Raw genomic sequence first — 19,832 nt, forward strand, 5'->3', positions numbered from 1 at the left:
TCTAACAATGAAGGCATTTTTAATTTTATTTCCATTGAACCACCTCACAACTTCACTTTTTCAAACTTTTCATCTAAAACCTAAACTGTTTTTTACTGCCCTTTCAGCTCTCCCTTTCGCATTCAAAAGTGATTCATAACCGAGAATTATTTTGGTACCTACAACATGATCTATTTGCATTTTTGGGAACCCGTCTGTTGCTTTATTTAATAGTATTTGTAACTCGTCTGCGCTCATGCCTTCTGTTTCCACAACCTTGTACAGCCTGAATGATTCTCTCACAGTATTCACTCCTTTGTCGGAATGTGTATTACCGATATGTTTTTTGAAATTGAAAATAATGGTTAGGAGTTCCGATATAAACCCCACTGTTATTGCGTTCAAAGTAGAAAAAAGGCTTTCGTATAAACCAATGGAAATATCGCCATTGTTTATGTGGTCTTATGTTAAATCTATGATTTTTTACTAACTTTCCTTTAAACCAAAACATCATTTTTGAGTGTTGTTTAAAGTAATATATCTTCTTTGACAATCTATAAACTGTATGGTTTTTATGCTTGTAAATATTCAAATCGTCCACCTTCCTTTACTGCGCTTTATGTATCTAAAACAGAGTCTCTTGATAAAATCCTGTTTCTGCTGCCACGGGGTTAATCCAAAGAACTTCTTGACGTTTTGCCCCGGCTTCTGCAGCAACATCCATAGTTTCTCTTTGCCAATGCTTTAATCTCTCGTCATATATATGATGAGCATATTCGGAAAGAAGAACAGGCCCTGGGTGAGCATCTAAGACTTCTAGCAATTCAATATGATCATCTATTGTCATTTCATGTTTATAATGACGTTTTGTTCTCGTCTCAATGATGTAAGGAGGATCTGCATAAACCAATACTTCTTTCCTTCTGTATCTTTCAAGAAGCTTTACAGCTGGTTGATTCTCTATTTGAGCCTGCTTTAGTCTTTTTGCGACTCGTAATATTTTTTCAGGAAGTTTGCTCCACTCCATAGCAACATCAGGACCATTGGATGAAATAAGACTTCTCCAACCTGTTCTATCGCTTGTTTTTGCTCCAATAGCTTGCCAGCACCTTACTAAAAATCTTCTTGCATCCTCGATTTCATCACCTGTCTCAAACTTATAAGATTTATAGTATTCCTCTCTTGAAAAGGGAGTCCATTCAATACCCGCTGCCAATTCCGTTGAATTATCTCGAATAACCTTAAATAAGTTGACCACGCTGCTATCCATATCATTTATTGTTTCTATTCCGGAGGGTGGCTTATTAAAAAACACTGCTCCGGATCCAAAGAAAGGTTCCAGGTATGTTTTATGTTCAGGCATATGATTAATAATCCAACTGGCCATACTCCATTTGCTACCTGGGTAATGTAAAATTCTTGGTAAAGCCATTGTTAATTCTCCTTTTTTATTATTCGTAATATTAATAAAGGATAATTTCAATCCATAACGAATATGATGTATAAGTGGACCAGAAGGAGGTAACTTGAATCAAATTCTTTCGATTCAAATTGATCTCAATTTAATTTTTAATAACGTTGTCGCTGGCTTGATCACTTTTTGGATACTTGAAAAGTTTAGTTCAAAGGAAAAGTAAATTATATTACCGAGGGTCCCCCTACATATCGGATTTGATATGTGGGAATCGGCTTGGTAATATAAATTAAATACATGTAGCAAAAAAGATATAGAAAAATGTTGGTTTTAGCTTGATTCTTATAAGCGATCAACATTTTTTTATATTGGCACACTTACAAACCCTTGATTTAACGCAAATTTGACCTCAATTATAAATTAAATTTATATAACGAAGTACGTGGTATCTTCGTTAAGCAACATTAAGAATTAAATATCTCGCTGTTATCATCTAAATAATCTCTGGCAATCTGAGTATCTGCATTCTCATTAATTAAAGTGTGAGTATGTGTTAAAAGCGCCTTTAAATCTACCGTTTCTTCTTGTAGTTCTTCATAGCTTTTCACTACAAGCATTGAATCTGAAAAGGTTGCTTTTTCTAATTCCTCTAAGCTATTGTGATAGCCATTGGCAACACCAACTCCAGTAAGACTCATTAAGAAAAATTTAGTACCAATCATAGAACCAAAATGTATTCTTGATACTAAGTATCTTCCTAGTAATTCCCCTTTTACTCTGTCCTCTACAATGTCTCCAATTTTAAATATAGCCATAGTTTTTCTCTCCTTTTTATTGAACATAATGGTTCTAACTCGACACTGCTGGCTTATATTCATATGGATCCACACACATTTCAGGTAAATTTGCTCTAACAAGTGCTTCTGCAAATGGTGGCGGAACTGCATTTCCACATCGAGTAACTTGCTTTGCTTTTGAATAAACATTACCTTCACAGTCACGATCGATAATATAATTTTCAGGGAAACCTTGTGCTGCAAACAATTCATGTGGTTGAAGCATTCTCATCCCGATATCAACTATCTGATAGTTTTTTCCTTTAATCGTTACTAACCCGAACCTATCTTTAGTAGTAACAGTGTGTAAGGGCTCGCTTATTTGCTGACCTATATCAGAACCATAATATTTCATTAAGAAAGCCGTTACTAAGTTTGATTTATTTACCGTAGTTATGGTTCCTAATGGACTATCCATTTCATGCCCTGTGCTTGCGCCAAACTGCCTAACGATAAATGCTGAAACTAGGGCATAGCGATTAGATGTATCTAATGTATAAATTGGGCTATCTAGCGTCTGTCCTCTCACCTCATCCTTTTGAGTCTCCGTATGATATTGCGCTAGAAATGGAGTTACAAGACAATGTTCAGCTTTAGTTGTAATTGTTGTAAGTGATTGTTCTAGTGAATACTGTAATCGATCCCCACCAAACCCTGTTTGACCAATTTTAGTAATGTAAGGTGTAACCAATCCCCAACCATTTTTCGATGTTATAGTTTTCAAAGGTTCATTAATTGAATCACAATAATGATGTGATGAACCACTATGATTAACTCGAACAATAAACGGATCTGGATTATCAAAAACAAACCGCTTTATCCCTCTTGCAATTCGCCGCAATGTATTCTCTGCTAAAGGCTTCTTTCGATCGAAAATAGAAGGAGAAGGAATTGACCAATCAATAATTTCTGCAGCTGATCTCCAAGGCTTTAATTTTCCTTTTCTTACTTCTTCACTTTTTGGATCCCCATGTGTTGGTTTTGGCCATACAATCGGGTGTCCATCACACCTAGCAATTAAGAAAAGTCTTTTTCGTATTGTCGGTGCTCCAAAATCACATGCACGTAGTTCTTTCCAATCTACTTTGTAGCCTTGTTTTTTTAACGCATTTACGAAGACTTTGAATGTTTTTCCTTTTTTATCTGGATCCGGACGTCCATCTTTTAATAGTGGTCCCCAGGTTTTAAACTCTTCTACATTTTCAAGCATTATTACCCGTGGTTTTACGGTAGCTGCCCAACGAACAGCAATCCAAGCAAGCCCTCTGATCCTCTTTTCAACAGGCTTCCCGCCCTTTGCCTTTGAAAAATGTTTACAATCTGGAGAAAACCAAGCTAGTCCAACTTTACGGCCCTTAACAGCCTTAACAGGATCAACATCCCAAACAGATTCACAGTAATGTTCCGTATCTGGATGATTTGCTTTGTGCATGGCGATGGCAGCTGGATCATGATTAATGGCTATATCTACCGAGAGACCTGTTGCCATTTCAATACCGTTACTTGCTCCGCCACCGCCAGCGAAATGGTCTACAACGATTTCGCGGAAAATATCTAACTGCAAATTTTTCATAACTGATTCACCCCAAAACGCTCATTGAAATATTCCCTAACCTTTCCGGCAGTCTTTTTTCCGATACCTGGCACTGTCTCTAAATCTTCAAATATCTTAACTAAATATTTAATATCTGCTTCACGTTGCCTTTTTGCCCCTGCATCAAAACCCGCATTAAAAGAATCTTTAGAATCAAAAATCCGTTTCATTTGAGCATTGGACAAGGAAGGCTTATTCCTTCCCTGCCTCTTTAATTGTTGAAGTGCATTGCCCACATCACCCACTCCTTTTCCAGTCGTATTTGCTACCTTCAGGAATCAGTGTGTTAAATTTCTTGGTGAAAGTGTTCATCTTCTTTATATCCTGCTTGTTAATACCTTCCTCGAAAACCGTTACTACTTGCAGCAGCTCATTGTCGGTACCTTTGTACTTATGCTCCACAACACGTCTGGTCATGCTGGGTACACATCCCTTTTTAGCTTTGTAAGAGCAAAACGTCTTAGGCCGTTTACTTCTTCTTCAAGTTCGATATAATCACTCCGGTACCGGTCACAACGATCTTCCAGAGCAACTATCTGCTGCTTCAAAGGCTGTAAAGTATTTTCAAGCTTGATATTTTCCTTGTGGAGATTCTCTTTATCTACCATTGCCGATTCATAGAGTTCAACCGATTGATCAAGCTGTTTCTGAAGCTTTTCAATTTGATTATCTTTCCTCAGATGTTCTTGTAGCGAATCTTTTAATCTTTCATCCATTTCCGTGAGGAGTTTATGAGCGTCGATTACTTCACGTTTAAGGCGTTCTATTTCCTTGCCCATTTCCTCAATTTCAGGAGATTTTTCCGTATTAATGGTTTTACTATCAGAGATAACTATCGAGCCTGAATTGGATTCATTTACTGTCCCTTCCCTTTTCGCAATTAACGTTTTCAATCTGAGTTGCTCAATTTCTTCAGGGGAAAGGTGCACCTTTTTCCATGCGGTTAATTCACCGACATGCTTGAATCCAAAATCCTTAATGATTTTTACATCCGCAAGTCCTTGTTTCTTAAGAGCTAAATACCGTTCTTTTGATAATTTCATGGTTACTTTCACTTCTTTCTCCCCTTTCAAAATGGATTCAATAGATTCGCCTTTGTTATACCGTTCCAATTGCTCCGGATTAAGTTTAAATTCGCTTAGTGTAGGTTTCCAACCATCATTCGATGGCGTCATTTTGACAGCTCCTGTATACCGGTGTGGCATGCTAGTTTGTACCACGTCACTTCACCTTCCGTTTTAATTTTTTCAGCTTGTCCAACTCGATGAATCCGAATTGATCATCGTATGCCAGGACAGAAAGAGTATCTAAGTATTTCCGTTCGAAGAGTTTGCGCTTTATAGCAAATTCTTTGGTTTCAACACCTTTTATGTCTATGACCTCTACTGATCCATCAAGCTTAAGAACCTCAAAATCGGCTACGTACTCGATCTTACGAAAATTCTTACCGTTTTTAGAAAAAGCTTCTTGGAGTATGTATCTAGGCTGCAGCTTAAAATCTTTTATTTGCTTAGCTTGTTTGAGCCATTTGAGTTGGTTGTAATAAACTGCCTCGGCTTTACTATCAAAAGTAATGCCATCAACCATTGTTTTCTTATTTCCGTACTTTGGCCGTTTCTTGGCCTTTAAATTTCGAAATTCCTTTGCTGACATTCGTTGCATTATTCTTCCTCGCTTAACTCTTGATCAAAGGAGATCTGATCCTCATTCTCTTTTTCTTTCAATTTTGCTATCTTTGTTTCACATACAGGACCGATACCGCGCTCGATACTTCGTTTGCTTTTTAATGGACGATTGCAGATTGGGCAATTCATCAATACCCATTCTCCTGTCGTTCATAATTGACTTTATGTTTAGAAAAATAAGCTTCCTCGATCTGCTCCGGTGTAAATCCAAAACCATTAATTCCGATGTTTAAAAACAATATCCAAGAAGTACGGAACCAATATTGTTTTTGCGGAAAACCAAAGGTATCTTTGAATTTATCGTCCTTTTCTTTGCTAGGGTTTTCAAAGTGGGATTTGTTAATGAAATAAGTCATTTCAAGATAATAACTTGTTAAATCACCATCAAATTCATCTGGATCCAATTGCTCCTCGTAAATATATAGAGCATCCTGCCAACCTTTTTGATATGCGATGGATAAGAAGAAATGAACACCATCAGCGAATTCTTCAAGGAGTGGGTTTTTAGTTCCGGAGAAACCTGAACAATCGCAGTCCGGACAATCAATATATTCATGATCACCGTTTCCTTCTGCGTCTTCTTGAACCATTTCATAATTTAAATCACCTGTACCATTACAAGCAAAGCATTCTACATAAGCTTCAATTCTTGGTTTCTGGTTATCACTCCAATGCTTAAACCAACGTCCCTCGTTGGCGAATTCAGCTAGTTCTACTTGTAATGCTAGGAACGTATTAGGAACAAGAACAACACCATGCAATCCTTTTTTCTCGACGATATGTTTATCTAATTCAGCTTGTGCAGTCAACATTTTTTCAAGATTCATCTATTACACCTCACGAATTTTGTACCCTATGCATGCTTAAAACATGCTTAAGAGTACGATAGTCTAGATCATAGATTGATTGTTTTTGATATTCTTTGATGCCAGCATTCTGAAGTTGTTGGATTACGAAATTACGCTTCATATCCGTAGCAGCTTCGAATAAAATACCCATCATATTTCTCCTTTCATGAACCAGAATTTTGATATTGCTTTTGTATTCTTTGTAATCGTGCACGCTTCTCCTCTAGTGACTCACCATCATTAGCTGGTAATGGAGGAGTTGATTTAGGTTGATCTCCGTCATACCAAGAAGGAATCTTTTCGGTTCTTACAGGTTTTCGATTAATGTTTCTAGGCCCTTTTGTTTTATTAAACTTCTCTTGCTCGTAAGCTCGTACCCTATCAAGAGAATTAAGATTGTTATTAGCCCATTCTTTTAAGAGGAACTCGACAAAGCCGTAATAACGTTTATTCTTGTTATCCGCTATTGTGATTGCCTCATTTACGATTTCCGATTTCCCTTCAAACTCATCCACCCATTTCAATAAAGAGTGCGACTGAATAGGGGACAATCTGCAAAGTAATTTTTCAAATAAAGCAATAGGATTTTCTTGTTCAGTAGTAGTAGTAGTAGTAATTATCTTTAAATAAATATCTTTAATACTATCTTTAAGGGTGTCTTCATCCTTACTCTCCCAAGCGTTCCCCCACATATCTCGTTGGTGTTTTACCAACTTGTCAATTAGTGTTTTACCAACTTTCACTCCCATTTCAGTTAGTGTTTTACCAACTATTTCTTCTAATGAAGTTGGTATTTTACCAACTTTTTTTGTTAGTGTTTTACCTACATTATTCTTGATATTTTCATGAATCAATTGATCCAATTTTTCTCTTTCAAAACCTTTAGTGGGATTTACTTGCCATTTTTCATAATCCTTATTTATTGAAAAAATCATGGATTCCTCATCCCAATTAATTACCCGGCATTCCCTTAAAAATTTTAGCTCCTTCTTAATATCAGATTTATTTAGACCTGCTAATTCAAAAGAATTAAACTTTCCAATCACACAGTCTTTTTTCTGGCAGCCATAGGAAAGCCGGATAATAAAGTGAAGGATGGCTAATTGACGTTTAGAAAAATCTCTCCTAATGATTTCGTCCATTAGCTCCGTTGCAATTCGAATATACCCATTTTCCACCTGTACATTAGCCATCCACGATCATCCCTCCAATACATCTTCTTTTAAATTCCTCTAATCAGATAAAAGAGAATAGTTTTTTTAACCTCGATTACTAATGGAAATCCACTGCCCCATTATCTGCTGCCATTTCAAAAGCCTTTTTCCAATTGTAATAAGACTCCATCCAGTATTCCCTGTTGTTTTCTCCTAATGTTTTTGAAAAATCCTTTGCTTCTTCTTCATACTTAGCGAAATCAGTTGCTAATTTTTTTGATACAACAAAACCAATTACACCTTCGTTATCTGCAAAATTAATCAGTTCTTGAAAGGCTACATCACCTTTGAATTCTTCAAGTTTAGAACGCCACCAGTTGTATCCACCATAGCTACCAGCACGGAAACCAAAACTTTCTTCCCATGTGTATACTTTTTGTGGTTCAATGCCTTCCCCACGCCCTGGGAAATGTTTTTCAGACCATTCCATACTTACTCCGGGTTTCCACTCGGTATCCCAATTTTCAAGTTCTCCGTATTCATCAAATTGCGGATTTTCTACAACCTTTAATTTTCTATAAGCAGTAATATCTAATCCCAATAATTTCTCCTCCATTTTTAAGGAATGAAAACCATTTTGCCGGTTAATTCCTGTACTTCTGTTTTGAATAGTTCTGCATCTGAATTACTGTCTGACAGATGAAGCATCCAGATCTCCTGGACCATTTTTAATTCATTCGCCTTTAGGAATTCCTTGAAGTTTTCAAGGCTCATATGGGACCGTATAAGCCGTTTCTTCATTAATTTTGGAGTACGGCCATTTGCGATATTTTCGTTTAAAATTCCCATGGAGTAGTTACATTCAACCATGATATGGGTAAGCCCTTGAAACCGGTATTTGATGTAATATGTATCTGTGGCGAATAAAAGCTTCTCTCCGGCTTGATTGGCCATTAAGAACCCGTATGGTTCTGCTACATCATGCTGAACGTCAAACGGTAATACGGTCCATGTGCCTATCCGAAACTGCTGTTTGGCTTTTACTGTTTTTATACGATGATGCTGAACATCAATCGCCCCTGCAGTTCCATCTGACATGTAACAATCTATTCCTGCCTTTAGAACATCTTTTAGTGCTTTGCAATGATCCCCATGCTCATGGGTGATAAGGCAAGCAGCAATATTGGAAGTTTGAAAGTTTAACTGCCTCTGAACCTCTTTAAATTTGATTCCTGCCTCCAAAAGGAGTGGGGTTCTGCCATCTGTAATGTAATAGCAGTTCCCCGCGCTGGAACTTCCGAACGCTCTAATCTCAATCATTAAAAACCAGGTCCTTCTGTTCCAGTCGTTGCAGATTCCATTTGTTCTTGTGTTTGCCCTTGTTCCTCTATCGGCAGTTCTTCTGGATCGTCTTGTACTTCATATTCAACGTCAATGATCTCGGAATTTGCATTTTGATTAATTTCACTTTGTACCTGCGCTTCTTCCGCCCTTTCATCTGAAGAACGAATTGTATCTAATAAAAGACTTCCATCATCTGAACTGTTTAAAAATCTTTTGCATGCTCGATTAATAACTGTCTTTTTTGCCATTTCCTGCTTAAATTCGTCATGTGTTGAACCTTTCTTCTCTTCTTTAGCATCTTTTCCCCAAAACTGAGCTTTGCTCCATGCCTTACGGATTTCATCAATTGTCATAAGCTCCGTATGTGTAGATCCGTCATGAAATTCAATAACACAATAAGCACCGGTGATATTATCTTTATTGATATTTCCAAACTTCTGTTTATGCTTAAATTCAATGATCTTACCTTTATCCATTTCGAATTCAACATCATCATCTTTATAAATAACTTGAGCATTAATTTCCTTGGCATTTGCAACTCTTTTGGTAACGGCCATTGTCCCCATATAAGAACGTTGAAAAGTTAATTGATTTCCATAGGCAATGAAATAACCTTGTTTCTTCATTGGGTTGAGTCCTTGTACCACCATATCTAGCAAGCTATTAGCAATACTTTCTTTCGTACATGCTTCAAGAACAGGACGATTACCGTCATTTTTACTTGTTTTGATGTTTTGAAGCATTAAGTAAGCTGATTTCAAAGCATTTTCTGGTGAATAAGCAGGAGGGAAATGAATTTCCCCATTCTGCTGAAATTGTTGGACCTTCGCAGTCACTTGATCAACCACCGAACTTTTCTTTGCTGCTACTTGATTTTGATTACTCATTCTTTTTCCTCCAATACTGTAATTTTCAATCCATCCTCTGCATGTTCAAAATTTTCTATATGCACGTCTTCAATTTCCTCACCTTGGCAATTAATGAGGGTAATATATTCGCCTTTTACATCCTTAACGAGGAATAATCTATCCCAATTTCCACCATCAATATCAAAACCTTTAATTCGTACTGCTTTACCTGCTAATTTTTGGTTAAATACTTTGGATTCTATAAATGTTTCCATCAAATAGCTTCCATTAATGAATCGTTATTTTCTACACGTAAAGTCTTATCTTTTTCTGAAACAATCAGGCTGATAGTTTGTGATTTAGTATCTATCAACTTAGTAACAGCCTCACGGTTATCGATAAAAATTGGCGCCAGTAGACCGTAATGTTCAGATAGAGTATTTATGATGTCTAATCCGACATTAATTCGTGCCGCGTTGTTTAGACCAGAATCATAAGGAACTCCGTTGAAAGTAGTGACACATGTTTCTTTTAAACCTCCATTGATCTGTTCTTCAAACAACTTAAATCGAGCATATTTAAACTTAGAATTAATTTTTTCCTCGAGTAAATTTACCTTAGTACGGATAAATTCTTCTGTTAGGAAAAGCTCTTTTTCTAGGTTTTCGTATTCTGTAGCTAACTTTCTTTCCTGTTGAGAAAGTTCTTCCACACGTTTGTTTGATTGTTCAACGATAGAGAATTTATTTAAATCTTGTTGGTAACGATCACGTTCTTCTTTCAGTTTTAAAATTTCTTCCTGTATACCTGTGATTGATTCACTAGCAGACATATGGAGTTTATCTATTTCTTTTTCAATGTTCGATTTTTCTTGAAGTTTAGCACTATACTGGGCATTTTCTGATATATCGATGATGCTGCCTTCCAGTGTTTTTAACTTATCAATTAATTTGGAAAGAAGTTCATTCTTTTCAGCTATTTGACCGTTCAACTTCTCATATTCCTTAGCGAGGTTTTCGTTATTGGAAATGTATTTTTGCTTTTCCTCATTACCTTGCATTCCTTTTTGATTTATATCCTCAAGCTTTTGTGCGTTTGATAGATTAAATTGGGATAAAGCCTTTTCTCTTGCAGCTGATACTTGTTCTTCTGGAAGATCTTGTCCACAAGTAGGACATTCACAAAGATCGTTATGGGAAAATTCTTGGCTGTTCACTTCATGCCATTCTTGTCGTAGCTGCACCAAGTTTTCATCAATTCGCTTAATGCTGTCATCGTTGTATCGCTTCTGATTTTTTAAGCTTTCCAATTTGGAATTTAGAATAGAAACATTCGATTGTTCTTCTTGAATACGTGCTTTTAACTTATAAACTTCATCCTTGGATCCTGATTCGTGCTCCTGTTTAATTCGAAGAAGTTCGATTTCTATTTCTTGAATTTCCCCTTGCTTCTGTGTAATGGCATTACCATTACGAATATTACTGATTAAATCTGTTTTTTCGTCGATATCTTTATTAATCTGGTTGATAGCACCCTCAAGGACTTGTTTATTTAGTCCATTAATATCCGGCAATCCATGGTTTATTTCATCGATTCGAACTGGTATTTTTTCTAACTGCTCATTAATATCTTTCTTTTTAGCAGTAATAATTTTTCTGTGATCCTCTATGCTACGACCTTCTAAGATTGTAGGTAATTCAGCCAAAGACTTGTGAGAAGCAATTACTTCTTCGTCTGTTACATCACCAGCAACTTGGAGCAATGTTTTACGACGATCTTGCCATTTAAGTTGTTCATTAAAATAGGTTGGACTTGTTAAAAGTTTAAAAATATCTTCATTTACTATAGAAGCAACACGGTCTGTATATCCTTTTTTATTAGAGGGAACTCCATCCACAAAATAATCCGTAGTGTGCCCTGTAAATTCCTTGTTTGCACTACCTCGTTTTTTAGTCCACTTTTCTGAATAAACCTTTCTTAAAGTGAGAGGTCTGCCATCGATTAAAAATTTCACTTCGACTTCGTGATCTAGACCGTGAAGTTCTTTCCCTCCAAAATCAAGTGATTTAATAGAAAAATCTTTTTTGTTTTGGCTGTCCTTATCAAATAGAATCCAAACAAATGCATCGAATAATGTTGTCTTACCAGTTGCATTGTCTCCATACGCACTTACATTTTCTCCATTTGCCTGTAGAGAAAAATTCTTTATCCCTTTGAAATTTTTTAAGTTCAATTCCAACAATTTAATAGTTTTCACTACTTATCCCTCCACTTGAAGCAGATCATAAAATCGTTTATAATCTGCTTAATGATATGTTTTTTTGAATTACTGACACGTTAGCCGACGTGTCTTTTATTTTGGCCAAAATCGTATTCTAGTGTTTCATAGATGTCTTTCATATCCTCGTAAGCACGAGAACCTCCTAGAGTTTCTTGGTACTTTTTTAGAGAATTAAAAACTGATTCGGAAACACTTGTTGTAGGTTCGTAAATTGGACCATTTTTTGTTTCAATCAACTAAAACTCACCTCTCACTTTGAATTTTTATTCTGCAGTCGTAAACTGAAATTCAAGTTTTTCGATTAAATAATCTTCTAAGCTATCTTCTAAAATCACTTCTCCATTTACCTGGTCAATCACAATCGAATCTCCAACCAAAATCTCATTTCCGAAGTAGTCAATACCATTATGTTCGGGTTGAGTAACTAAGTTTGGAATACTGGTTTTTTCAATATCCATAACCTTTGGGTGTTCAACATCTCGTGCCATCTTTATACCTCCTCCCTTATGTACTTTGCTTATAAAAGCAAGTATCTAAGTCTAAAGTCGTCGCAGTGACCGCCAAATATGTATTTCCGGTGTGGCTCATATCATCGCTCACTCCCGCTCATTTAGACTCACATATTTGCTTTCATGATGGTTAATGTCCATCATCACGACCAGGAACCGACTTCAGGGGAATAGGGGGCTTGTCTAGTTCCCGGCCATGATGATGAGCACTAAGTGCCCATCGTTGCATGTGATTGAATTGGGTGATATAATGTTTTTAACTTGGAATCGTTGATTCTGGCAGTAAGTTAAGTGTCCGCTTAGCTTGCTGCTTTTTCATTTTGTTTAAAAATGTGTGACTTCATGATTAATTCCTGTTGAGTAAGGGCTTGCTTGTTATTTTTCAATTCATTGCAAAGCGTTCTAACCTCACTAGCCTTCATTAATTTGCTTGCTGATAATATAAATTTCATCTTTTTTTACCCCCTAAAAAATCGTAGTGTTATAGCTTCCATGGCTAATTTCTTGTTATAGTCATCTAAGTAATCCATATATGATAAATTCACTTTGTTGTCTTCGTTGTACAAATGAAGTGCTAAATTTACTAAAAATTTTTCTGATTGTGACCAAGGAGCAATCGCTTTTTTTAAAGAAGCAACTTTAATTACTTCATCTTCAAGGTCAAAGTATTTTGTGGTAAAAACACTTTTTAGCTTTGCGTTATTTTTGAATAAATGGATTACTCCTTTCCAGTAACGATCTTGTTGCAAACTTCTTGGAATTGTACCCATTGATTTCCCTCCTCCTTTGCATTAAGAAATACCAAACAAACTCATGATATTTTGAATTGACTGAGAAACTGTAACTGGATCTAAACCACACAAAGCTGCAATCATCACCTCCTTCGCGTTAGTTACTTCCATCCACTGTACAAGCGTTTGGACATCTAGTGTGATTTTGTCATTCTCAAGCTTGCTAATGTTGCTCCTTGATATATGAAGCTTTTCTGCAATTTCTTCTTGGCTCATTTTTCGCTGTTTGCGAACTGATTTCAAAATTGCACCGAAACCCAAATGAATCACCCCCTCCCCTTTTGTTCTAATTTGGAACGTTTTCATATCTTGAACATGTTCTTTCAAAGAACAGATAATTAACAAATTTATCTAGTAAACTATTATTAAGACTAGGACCCCATGCTTGTCTTACCAAGAAGAGGCAGCCGAAAATCGGCTACGAGCTAATTCTCTTAGTAAAAAATTTCTCTTTACTAAAGTAAGGCTCCAGCGCTTTTTTGAATGCCTCTTCTTTTGGAACTTTTCCGTAAGTCTCTTTACCGAGATACAGGGGTGACTTTTTTTCTTTTTTTGCCATATCATCACCTCGTTAATACTTATGCGCTAGGGACAGATGGACTGACCTACTCATGAAACTCGTTTCGGTACCCAATTTTCGATGTAGCGAATAGCTGATTGCAATTCCTTGCGCTTAACATCTTTGTAACTAGCCACACCAAATCGATCTTTAATTTCACGATGTAATTCACGGAACAACATTGGTCTTGCTTTTGGATCATCACAAATCTCATAAATCTTAGAAGCGATTCCTTTTTGAAGTCTACGTTGTTCGCCGCTTGTTAAAGTGATCTGTTCTTCAACCTTACTATCGATTTGAGTAACTAGCTTTCGGATTTCATGCTGCTCTTCTTTTATTGCTTGTGTATCTTCTACTAGATCTGCAGTAGTACGAAGAACTGTTACTAATGCCTGGTCTTTTGAAAGTGGTACTACTTTTTCGGTTGAATAACTCCCTGTTTTACGGATAGAAGGAAGAACTTCTTGCTTCACCCATTTTTTAAAGATTTTCGCTTCTGGCTTTCTGCTAGAGAAAATTAATTCGTAAAGACCAGATTCGTTAATTATGTTCATTTCCTTATTTCCAAACTGGGTAGGTATTACCGACATAGCTTTTTCATCTTCATCCAATCGATATACAGCATCACGACTATTTGAAATTTCTAAAATGACACAAACATCTTTTGCGACAAACCACGGTTCATTATTTTGAATAATCATCCGAAGATCTCGGCCTTTGAAATTAAAAATTCGTTGTAGTTCGTTCACTAGATCACCACCTTATCAAATTGCTGTTTTAGCAACGTTTTTGTTAAAAAAATCTATTATTTTACAGTTTAAAATTTTCGCTAAAGCAGGAAGCTGTTCTGCTTTGAATGAATAAGTACCATTTTCATACTTCATATAAGTAGAGGCATTCTTCATACCTAATTGATCAGCCGCTTCCTGAAGTGTAATACCGAGTTCATTCCTTCTATTCTTGATGTAATTAAGATCTAACGATTGCATATCAACCCTCCTTGATTTCTATTTTAGCAACTCTATAAACATAGAATACATTGCTATTTCGGAAATGTCAATATAATAATTTCTTTTTCAGCAATTTTTATTTTTTCTGTTTTAGAAAAATGATAGAATGGTGTTGCGGAACTAGAAAGTGGTGGTAATTATGGGTATTGGAAAAAGAATAATCTATTTAAGAGAGAGAAAAGGCTGGAGTCAAAGAGAATTAGCAAGAAGAGTTGATTTGAACGTCAGTGTAATGAACAGAATAGAATCAGAAGATAGACCTATAAAAGACCATGAATTAAAAAGACTTTCAGAAGTCTTAGATATTTCTACAGATTATTTACTAGGTCGTACTGATGATCCAACACCGCCAAGTAGTTTAAACGAACCGTCCATTGTAAAAGAAAGTAGTAACTTCTTCTACTTCGACAAAGAAGGCTTAAACGAGGAAGAAATAGACCTGTTAGAACAATCGTATAAGATGATGAAAGAACGAGCTCGAAAACGAGCAGAAGCTAAGAAGAAAGAAAAAGATATCTAAAACAGTTTACACGCTGAATGAAAGTTTTTGTTTTGCGTGTTTTATTTTAGGGTATAAATGGGTAATTTACCCTAAAATACATTTATTTTCTTTGAATAGAACTAAAAATAAACAATAGCCTTTTTTGGCTTTTTGTTTTAATTCAAAACAGAACATATATTCCCACAAAACATATATTCGCAACAGGAGGCAAGCAAATGTATCGACCAAGTAACCTAGAAAAATGGATTTCAGACCGTTATATAAAAATGGACATCCTCTATCCTTCAGACCTTAAGCCAAAACTCATTGCTAAAGCATTCGATATTGATTATGAAACCCACTTTGCGCCAGCATATTCTTCTATAGAATACGGAGAAGCATTTATTGTCACCGATAAACGGGTGTCTCATGAAAAACAAAACGAGCAGTTTTTTCATGAATTATGCCACGTTCTGTTACATGAAGGAAATCAAAATATTATGGTCGAAATGTTCCGACATAAGCAGGAATGGGATGCACACGCATTCACTATGTATGCCGCAATCCCCTATTACATGATTGATTTTTCTGTTGAAAATACAATTAAAAGTCTTCAGGAACGTTTTAATGTGCCATATACAATAGCAAAAAAACGATTTAATAATATACAACAGAAATTGTATGTAGCATCAAAACAAATACAAATTCCTAAAAAGTCTTATGAAGTTAGTCCTTACAATCTTGAAGGACGTTCAGCTGAAACTAAACGATTAATAATGCAACTAAATAGACAGGTAGGGTATAGAACAATATGAAAACGAAAATGTCAGTTATTTATGATTATGAACCGGAAGGTAGACAACGAAATATGTGGTTTGTGATTGACTTTATGGAACCGATACCTTGGATGGAAAAAACTATGTATATTAAAGTTAGTCCTTGCGACTACAAAGATGTTTATGAGTTTCAAGACGATATTATCGGGTGCACTATACTTCTTGAAGAACTAATCATTACACATAGAGGTCCAGAATACCTCGGGTTCAATCTCCAAGCAATTCATGACCGTTTATGTAGAGTTGGTATGGATCCAGTTCAGATGGAAAGATTTATTATTCAAGCAGTTGATGTAAAAGAGGTTTTGACTATTGCACAAATAAATTTTGTGGATTAGAAAGGAGTTATCCAGTAATGCCACAGCAAAGAGTCTATTACGACTATGTAAACAAAAAATTAGTGCCATATCTATACGTAATGACATTTAAACATAACGAAATTAACTGGGACAAACCAGTCGTTTATTTCGATGTAATCAAACCCTTTGAATACATTGGTATTGATGATTTTGACGAATCGATCATTTCTATTTCGATCAATAAAGGAGAATTACTTTTAAATAAATCTACCCCCGGAAAACTTGGGATTCATCTAAATTCTGTTAAAAAACGTATTATGAATCACAATGTTGATCCAGACGAAGTTAAGCAATTTATATTATGCTTTCCTGATGTCGAAGAAGTATTACATTTGGTTCCAAATGAGAGGAAATTAGGGTTTTGTGTCGAATATTATCATTGATGGATAATTTGCCCCTAGATCTTTTGGAACTAGAATAACACCGGAAGAAAGATGCATTACTTACAGCTCGAAAGTGTTGTGTGGTTACATTATCAGTAGAAAGGACTGTATAAAATTTGTATAAACAAAAATGGTATCTATCAAGTTGGTTGATAGCAATTTTATTCGCGTTCTCATTTGTAATAATTCCAGGAATAATTGGACTGATTTTACTAATTATCCAAACAATCAATTATAAAAAGGCTCAAAAAATATGGAAAGAGAACAATTACGATGAGATTATTTCATCAGAGCAATCCCTTAAAGATTTAACTATTAAGATAGAAAATGAAAAAAAACAACTGGAAGAATTACAAACTCAAATAGATACTTGTCATTCACTACTTCAAGAAAAGCAAACTCAATTAATTTCCCTTAATGCAGAAATTGATAATAATCATGAGATTTTATCTAAAATACAAAACCATGAAGAAGTTTTCATGAAGTTGGACAATAATATTCAAGAAGCAACAATCAGTTTAGCAGATTTAGAAAATCAACTAAAGGAATCAAGAACACTGGAAATTAATACGAATGAAAATATTGCATTGTTAACCGATAAATATGAAGAATTAAAGAAAAAAACTAATATACAAGAAAAAAATATATCCAAATTGAAAGCAACCTACTTAGGCATTACAACATTAATAGAGAACTTTCCAGAAGCAATTGATTATTCATTAATTGAAAACAACCTTAAAGAAATAAGAGACACTTTAACAGAAGATAACTTTTTTAACACGATTGTTGAACTTGACTTACATCACAAAGACTCAAAAATTCTAAAGAAAGAAATGAACGCTAATAATAGAGAAATTAAAAAACTACTTGCAAATTATAAAAATCGTTACACTACGAAAGCTAATATGACAATTTACGAATTAATGGTTATTGGTCTACAAGCAGAATTACAAAATATATTATATACACTAAGTTATAGTAATCTGGATAAGGCAATTAACAACTCCAAAGAGTTAATTAAAAAGTATCTTACAGTCTGTGGAAATGGAAATGCTAGTATTCTTCCCACAATTACCCGTTTTTTAACTGAACTCGAACCGTTTTTCAGCAACGCTATTCAAATCGAATATAAATACCACTTCCAAAAGGAAAAAGAAAAAGAGGAACAAAAAAAGATTAAAGAACAAATGAGACAAGAAGCAGAAGAACGCCGTTTGCTTGAAATAGAACGAAAAAAACTAGAAAAAGAAGAAGAAAAATATATTATGGAAATCACTAAAAACAAAGAATTATTACAACAAGAAACAGACAATCAAAAAATATTAGCCCTAGAAGAGAAACTGAGAGAATTAGAATTGCAGTTTAATAAAATCGAAGAAGAAAAAGAAGAAATAGTTAAACGTGCAAATGGTAAAGCTGGATATGTTTATGTCATATCTAACCTAGGTTCCTTTGGTGAAAATACTTTTAAAATTGGGATGACACGTCGTCTTAACCCTTTGGATCGAATTGATGAACTCGGAAGTGCATCTGTACCTTTTAAATTCGATATTCATGCAATGATATTCAGCGACAATGCAGTTGATCTTGAACAAAAACTACATCAGACTTTAGATCATAATAGAGTAAATAAAATAAATTTAAGAAAAGAGTTTTTCAATATTAATGTTACGGAACTTCAAAGTATTGTGCAAGACATTGATTCAACTGTTAAATTTACAACTACAATGAAAGCTTTTGAATATCGACAAAGTCAAAACTTAACAAAGAAAAAACACGATTTCATTGGATCTGCTTTTCTCGAAGCAGCTGCAACACATACTTAATTTTCTCTAATATTTAAACTCTATGTACTTGCCTTTTGTTTTTTCTATCACTCTAAATAAAAATTAAAGAAATAATAAAAAGACCACAACGGTCTTTTTATTATTTGCGTAAGGTATGCATGGCATTGGAAATATGATTTCGAACTGTTTTTTCGCTTATAAACAATTCGCTTGCAATTTCTTTTGTGGTCTTATCTTGTACTAACAGCTCGAACACTTCTCTTTCTCTTTTTGTAAGCAGCGGTTTGTGTGTGAAATCATTGTCCTTCAACTATTGTAACCCTCCTTGCCTTCGCCAGCTTTAAACCGCGGGGATGGGTAATTTGATTGTCAGATTATCATATGTGAGAGAAATAATTAGAGTGACATCGTAATGGCAAGGAAGTGAAGAAAAAGACAAAAATGTGCTGATTATTTAATATTATATTGTGTAAAATACTTAAAAATGCTTAAATTTTAAATCCTTTATTGATCTGTACCTAATTTTACTTTCTCGTCTTCCGTCCAAGGAACTCCTTTTCCTGTTATTGTCGAAATTTGTACCATCGCTCCTCGACCAGCAAAGCATAGATCATTTTGCTCATTGATGGCCATGTAATGAAGATCAATTGAAGATGTTCCAATTTTATTTACTTTAACATATACTTTAAGTTTTTCGTCAAAATACACTTGTTTAATAAAATCACATTGAAGATCAGCTACTACTGGTATTGTATCAACCGCCTCCTTTAACCAATCTTGCATAAATTCTTTATGCTTTAAAAATTCAATCCTCGCTTCTTCAAAATATGCAAAAGGCACTGTATTGTTTAAATGTCCAAACATATCTGTTTCAGAAAACCGAACTTTCATTGGTTGAAAAAAAGTGAAACCCTTTTTCCACTCATCAACATTTTCAATATACGATATATTTTTCATAAAACTTTCCTCCTCACCAAAAATGAATGATCATTCACTCTATATTCATTATATCTAGAAAATATTGAATTTTAAAGGATTTCAATCGAGTAGAGGGAAAATAAAGTAATTTATTTTCGCCCCTCTCACAACACCGTACGTACGGTTCGCGTATACGGCGTTTCAATTTATATTACA

Annotated in this window: 30 protein-coding genes; 5 read left to right on the top strand and 25 right to left on the bottom strand. The window is 35.1% G+C overall.

Features of this window, described 5'->3' with window-relative positions; all coding sequences use genetic code 11:
• Positions 1 to 69: 69 nt before the first annotated feature.
• From ACQKP0_RS24965 to ACQKP0_RS25075, 23 genes are all read right to left on the bottom strand, one after another.
• Positions 70 to 282, bottom strand: a complete 213-nt coding sequence (locus ACQKP0_RS24965) for a hypothetical protein (protein ID WP_427408517.1) — start codon at positions 280 to 282, stop codon at positions 70 to 72.
• 322 nt (positions 283 to 604) lie between these two features.
• Positions 605 to 1,411, bottom strand: a complete 807-nt coding sequence (locus ACQKP0_RS24970; protein ID WP_427408518.1) for a DNA adenine methylase — start codon at positions 1,409 to 1,411, stop codon at positions 605 to 607.
• Positions 1,412 to 1,857: 446 nt separating this feature from the next.
• Positions 1,858 to 2,208: a hypothetical protein gene (locus tag ACQKP0_RS24975; protein WP_427408519.1), complete on the bottom strand. Its 351-nt coding sequence runs from the start codon at positions 2,206 to 2,208 to the stop codon at positions 1,858 to 1,860.
• Between the two features lie 34 nt (positions 2,209 to 2,242).
• Entirely contained in the window at positions 2,243 to 3,802 is a 1,560-nt protein-coding gene (locus tag ACQKP0_RS24980) for a DNA cytosine methyltransferase (RefSeq protein WP_427408520.1), read from the bottom strand.
• Entirely contained in the window at positions 3,799 to 4,059 is a 261-nt protein-coding gene (locus ACQKP0_RS24985) for a hypothetical protein (RefSeq protein WP_427408521.1), read from the bottom strand. The genes ACQKP0_RS24980 and ACQKP0_RS24985 overlap by 4 nt, the downstream gene beginning before the upstream one ends.
• Before the next feature lie 177 nt (positions 4,060 to 4,236).
• Positions 4,237 to 4,998 carry a hypothetical protein gene (locus ACQKP0_RS24990; protein ID WP_427408522.1) on the bottom strand — a complete coding sequence of 254 codons (762 nt, stop codon included), beginning with the start codon at positions 4,996 to 4,998 and terminating at the stop codon, positions 4,237 to 4,239.
• 46 nt (positions 4,999 to 5,044) lie between these two features.
• Positions 5,045 to 5,485, bottom strand: coding sequence for a DUF1064 domain-containing protein (locus ACQKP0_RS24995; RefSeq protein WP_427408523.1), 441 nt, complete (start codon positions 5,483 to 5,485; stop codon positions 5,045 to 5,047).
• Positions 5,485 to 5,637 carry a DUF6011 domain-containing protein gene (locus ACQKP0_RS25000; protein WP_427408524.1) on the bottom strand — a complete coding sequence of 51 codons (153 nt, stop codon included), beginning with the start codon at positions 5,635 to 5,637 and terminating at the stop codon, positions 5,485 to 5,487. Before ACQKP0_RS25000 ends, ACQKP0_RS24995 begins: the two co-directional genes overlap by 1 nt.
• Positions 5,637 to 6,335, bottom strand: a complete 699-nt coding sequence (locus tag ACQKP0_RS25005; protein WP_427408525.1) for a dUTP diphosphatase — start codon at positions 6,333 to 6,335, stop codon at positions 5,637 to 5,639. Before ACQKP0_RS25005 ends, ACQKP0_RS25000 begins: the two co-directional genes overlap by 1 nt.
• A gap of 185 nt (positions 6,336 to 6,520) precedes the next feature.
• Positions 6,521 to 7,549 carry a replication protein gene (locus ACQKP0_RS25010; RefSeq protein WP_427408526.1) on the bottom strand — a complete coding sequence of 343 codons (1,029 nt, stop codon included), beginning with the start codon at positions 7,547 to 7,549 and terminating at the stop codon, positions 6,521 to 6,523.
• A 79-nt stretch (positions 7,550 to 7,628) separates the two neighbouring features.
• On the bottom strand, positions 7,629 to 8,111 hold the full coding sequence (locus ACQKP0_RS25015) for a hypothetical protein (RefSeq protein WP_427408527.1): 483 nt from the start codon (positions 8,109 to 8,111) through the stop codon (positions 7,629 to 7,631).
• Positions 8,112 to 8,128: 17 nt separating this feature from the next.
• Positions 8,129 to 8,830, bottom strand: coding sequence for an MBL fold metallo-hydrolase (locus ACQKP0_RS25020; protein ID WP_427408528.1), 702 nt, complete (start codon positions 8,828 to 8,830; stop codon positions 8,129 to 8,131).
• Positions 8,830 to 9,741 carry a recombinase RecT gene (locus ACQKP0_RS25025; RefSeq protein ID WP_427408529.1) on the bottom strand — a complete coding sequence of 304 codons (912 nt, stop codon included), beginning with the start codon at positions 9,739 to 9,741 and terminating at the stop codon, positions 8,830 to 8,832. Before ACQKP0_RS25025 ends, ACQKP0_RS25020 begins: the two co-directional genes overlap by 1 nt.
• Positions 9,738 to 9,977: a hypothetical protein gene (locus ACQKP0_RS25030; protein ID WP_427408530.1), complete on the bottom strand. Its 240-nt coding sequence runs from the start codon at positions 9,975 to 9,977 to the stop codon at positions 9,738 to 9,740. The genes ACQKP0_RS25025 and ACQKP0_RS25030 overlap by 4 nt, the downstream gene beginning before the upstream one ends.
• Positions 9,977 to 11,959: a hypothetical protein gene (locus ACQKP0_RS25035; protein ID WP_427408531.1), complete on the bottom strand. Its 1,983-nt coding sequence runs from the start codon at positions 11,957 to 11,959 to the stop codon at positions 9,977 to 9,979. The genes ACQKP0_RS25030 and ACQKP0_RS25035 overlap by 1 nt, the downstream gene beginning before the upstream one ends.
• Before the next feature lie 80 nt (positions 11,960 to 12,039).
• A complete protein-coding gene (locus ACQKP0_RS25040; protein WP_427408532.1) occupies positions 12,040 to 12,219 on the bottom strand; it encodes a hypothetical protein in 180 nt (59 codons plus the stop codon).
• A 27-nt stretch (positions 12,220 to 12,246) separates the two neighbouring features.
• Positions 12,247 to 12,471: a YqaI family protein gene (locus ACQKP0_RS25045; RefSeq protein WP_427408533.1), complete on the bottom strand. Its 225-nt coding sequence runs from the start codon at positions 12,469 to 12,471 to the stop codon at positions 12,247 to 12,249.
• A 320-nt stretch (positions 12,472 to 12,791) separates the two neighbouring features.
• Complete coding sequence (locus ACQKP0_RS25050) at positions 12,792 to 12,944, bottom strand: hypothetical protein (RefSeq protein WP_427408534.1); 153 nt, start codon at positions 12,942 to 12,944, stop codon at positions 12,792 to 12,794.
• A 6-nt stretch (positions 12,945 to 12,950) separates the two neighbouring features.
• On the bottom strand, positions 12,951 to 13,262 hold the full coding sequence (locus ACQKP0_RS25055; protein ID WP_427408535.1) for a hypothetical protein: 312 nt from the start codon (positions 13,260 to 13,262) through the stop codon (positions 12,951 to 12,953).
• Positions 13,263 to 13,283: 21 nt separating this feature from the next.
• Positions 13,284 to 13,544 (bottom strand): helix-turn-helix domain-containing protein, encoded by a 261-nt coding sequence (locus ACQKP0_RS25060; protein WP_427408536.1) that lies wholly within the window; start codon positions 13,542 to 13,544, stop codon positions 13,284 to 13,286.
• Between the two features lie 157 nt (positions 13,545 to 13,701).
• Complete coding sequence (locus tag ACQKP0_RS25065; protein WP_427408537.1) at positions 13,702 to 13,842, bottom strand: hypothetical protein; 141 nt, start codon at positions 13,840 to 13,842, stop codon at positions 13,702 to 13,704.
• A 50-nt stretch (positions 13,843 to 13,892) separates the two neighbouring features.
• Complete coding sequence (locus ACQKP0_RS25070) at positions 13,893 to 14,591, bottom strand: BRO family protein (RefSeq protein WP_427408538.1); 699 nt, start codon at positions 14,589 to 14,591, stop codon at positions 13,893 to 13,895.
• A gap of 15 nt (positions 14,592 to 14,606) precedes the next feature.
• A complete protein-coding gene (locus tag ACQKP0_RS25075; RefSeq protein ID WP_427408539.1) occupies positions 14,607 to 14,831 on the bottom strand; it encodes a helix-turn-helix domain-containing protein in 225 nt (74 codons plus the stop codon).
• A gap of 148 nt (positions 14,832 to 14,979) precedes the next feature.
• On the opposite strand from ACQKP0_RS25075, the gene ACQKP0_RS25080 reads away from it, so the two are divergent.
• The 5 genes from ACQKP0_RS25080 (at position 14,980) to ACQKP0_RS25100 (ending at position 18,737) form a co-directional block, all read left to right on the top strand.
• Complete coding sequence (locus ACQKP0_RS25080) at positions 14,980 to 15,372, top strand: helix-turn-helix domain-containing protein (RefSeq protein ID WP_427408540.1); 393 nt, start codon at positions 14,980 to 14,982, stop codon at positions 15,370 to 15,372.
• 197 nt (positions 15,373 to 15,569) lie between these two features.
• Positions 15,570 to 16,148 (top strand): ImmA/IrrE family metallo-endopeptidase, encoded by a 579-nt coding sequence (locus tag ACQKP0_RS25085; protein ID WP_427408541.1) that lies wholly within the window; start codon positions 15,570 to 15,572, stop codon positions 16,146 to 16,148.
• Entirely contained in the window at positions 16,145 to 16,507 is a 363-nt protein-coding gene (locus tag ACQKP0_RS25090; protein ID WP_427408542.1) for a hypothetical protein, read from the top strand. The genes ACQKP0_RS25085 and ACQKP0_RS25090 overlap by 4 nt, the downstream gene beginning before the upstream one ends.
• Positions 16,508 to 16,524: 17 nt before the next feature.
• A complete protein-coding gene (locus tag ACQKP0_RS25095) occupies positions 16,525 to 16,911 on the top strand; it encodes a hypothetical protein (RefSeq protein WP_427408543.1) in 387 nt (128 codons plus the stop codon).
• Positions 16,912 to 17,027: 116 nt separating this feature from the next.
• Positions 17,028 to 18,737: a GIY-YIG nuclease family protein gene (locus ACQKP0_RS25100; RefSeq protein ID WP_427408544.1), complete on the top strand. Its 1,710-nt coding sequence runs from the start codon at positions 17,028 to 17,030 to the stop codon at positions 18,735 to 18,737.
• 100 nt (positions 18,738 to 18,837) lie between these two features.
• Here ACQKP0_RS25100 and ACQKP0_RS25105 read toward each other — a convergent pair whose 3' ends face one another.
• Together ACQKP0_RS25105 and ACQKP0_RS25110 are read right to left on the bottom strand one after the other, a co-directional pair.
• Positions 18,838 to 19,008: a helix-turn-helix domain-containing protein gene (locus ACQKP0_RS25105; protein WP_427408545.1), complete on the bottom strand. Its 171-nt coding sequence runs from the start codon at positions 19,006 to 19,008 to the stop codon at positions 18,838 to 18,840.
• 194 nt (positions 19,009 to 19,202) lie between these two features.
• Positions 19,203 to 19,655 (bottom strand): acyl-CoA thioesterase, encoded by a 453-nt coding sequence (locus tag ACQKP0_RS25110; RefSeq protein WP_427408546.1) that lies wholly within the window; start codon positions 19,653 to 19,655, stop codon positions 19,203 to 19,205.
• Positions 19,656 to 19,832: the final 177 nt, after the last annotated feature.

The sequence above is a fragment of the Heyndrickxia sp. NPDC080065 genome (assembly GCF_050281185.1).
Classification (GTDB): domain Bacteria; phylum Bacillota; class Bacilli; order Bacillales; family Bacillaceae_C; genus Heyndrickxia.